Source organism: Candidatus Symbiopectobacterium sp. NZEC135, assembly GCF_025962695.1.
Genome location: NZ_JAGFPF010000418.1, coordinates 1 through 1,489 on the forward strand (window position 1 = coordinate 1; position 1,489 = coordinate 1,489).

The 1,489-nt window shown below is 56.2% G+C and carries 3 protein-coding genes; 2 read left to right on the forward strand and 1 reads right to left on the reverse strand.

Annotated elements, in window-relative coordinates; all coding sequences use genetic code 11:
- On the forward strand, nucleotides 1-423 hold a 423-nt coding region (locus tag J5224_RS27450; RefSeq protein ID WP_264628302.1), incomplete at its 5' end, for an ATP-binding protein.
- A gap of 74 nt (nucleotides 424-497) precedes the next feature.
- Nucleotides 498-1,130 (forward strand): nitrate/nitrite response regulator protein NarP, encoded by a 633-nt coding sequence (narP, locus tag J5224_RS27455; RefSeq protein ID WP_264628303.1) that lies wholly within the window; start codon nucleotides 498-500, stop codon nucleotides 1,128-1,130.
- Between the two features lie 11 nt (nucleotides 1,131-1,141).
- Here narP and J5224_RS27460 read toward each other — a convergent pair.
- The coding region (locus J5224_RS27460) for an EamA family transporter (RefSeq protein ID WP_264628304.1) at nucleotides 1,142-1,489 on the reverse strand (348 nt) is incomplete at its 5' end.

Genomic DNA, 1,489 nt, shown 5'->3' on the forward strand with positions numbered 1-1,489 from the left:
GCTGCATTACAAGAGATGATTGAACCGCTGCGTGCGCAAACCAGCGCCAGCATCCAGATCGATTGCCGCATTCCGACGCAGGCGCTGGATGCCGCGCAGCAGGTGCATTTGTTGCAGATCATTCGTGAAGCGGTGTTGAACGCCATCAAGCACGCGCAGGCAACGACTATCGTGGTCAGTTGCCGCACTCAGCCTGATGGCGGTCACTGTGTTGATATTCGTGATGATGGACGCGGTATCAGCAGCCACGAGGAGCCCGTGGGGCATTATGGCCTGAATATTATGCATGAACGCGCCGAGCGTTTGGGAGGCACGCTCTCTATCGGTTCCCATCCTGACGGTGGAACGCGGGTAAGCGTGTGCTTTTCAGCGCCAGCGACCGAACACAGCAGTACCAACAATATCAATGATAAAGAAGAATAAGATCTAGACCCTAAATAATTCGCGTGTTGTCTTGCAACGTGAAGTATGACGGGTATGTCCTTTGGGAGTGGGTAATGTCAGATACATTGAGCTACCGCGTGATGATTGTCGACGATCATCCGCTTATGCGCCGGGGCATCCGCCAGTTATTGGAAACCGATGCAATTTTTGAGGTAATTGGGGAAGCCAGTAATGGTATGGAGGCGCTTAGCCTCGCCAATCGCGATTCACCCGATATTATTTTGCTCGACCTCAATATGAAAGGGTTGAGCGGACTGGATACGCTCCACGCACTGCGGCGCGATGGCATCTGCGCGCGCATTATCGTGCTGACCGTGTCGGATTCACCGGGCGACATTTACGCGCTGGTGGATGCGGGGGCGGATGGGTATCTGCTGAAAGACAGCGCCCCGGAGAACCTGTTAGCGGCAATCCGTAACGGCGATGCCTTCAGTGAGCAGGTGAAGGAGGTTTTACAAAACCGCATGGCGGTGCAGGAGATCCCTTCGCCGTTTACCGTACTCACCGAGCGTGAACTGGACGTGCTTCAGGAAGTGGCGTCGGGGCTGTCCAACAAGCAGATCGCCTCTGCGCTGTTTATTTCGGAAGAGACCGTGAAGGTGCATATCCGCAATATCCTGCGCAAGTTAAACGTCAGTTCACGCGTGGCAGCTACCGTGCTGTACCTGCAAACGCGCGGTTTATAACGTCAGGGGCGTCAGATCTTCGGTTTTTTGATCAGCGCCCACTGGATCGACAATACGCTCACCATCACGATAATCAGCCCGGGCAACGCCATTCCCTGAATGCGCTGCCCGAGAAATACCCACCCGAGCACCACGGCCGTGACCGGGCTCAGCAGGCTCATCGCCGACACCGCGACCGGAGAAAGACGGCGAATGCCGCGGAACCACAGCGCATAGGCCAGCATCGCACCTGCCACGCACAACCACAGATAACCGGCAATCTGGGTGACTGTCAGCGTGGGTAGCGGCGGATCGACCAGCAGCGCCACCGGCAACAAAAAGATTCCGCCGAGCAGTAACTGCCATCCGGTCAGTGCCAT

What these genes read in the sequence shown, in the direction of transcription:
- narP (WP_264628303.1), top strand. Translation starts at nt 498, where the DNA reads ATGTCAGATACATTGAGCTACCGCGTGATGATTGTCGACGATCATCCG.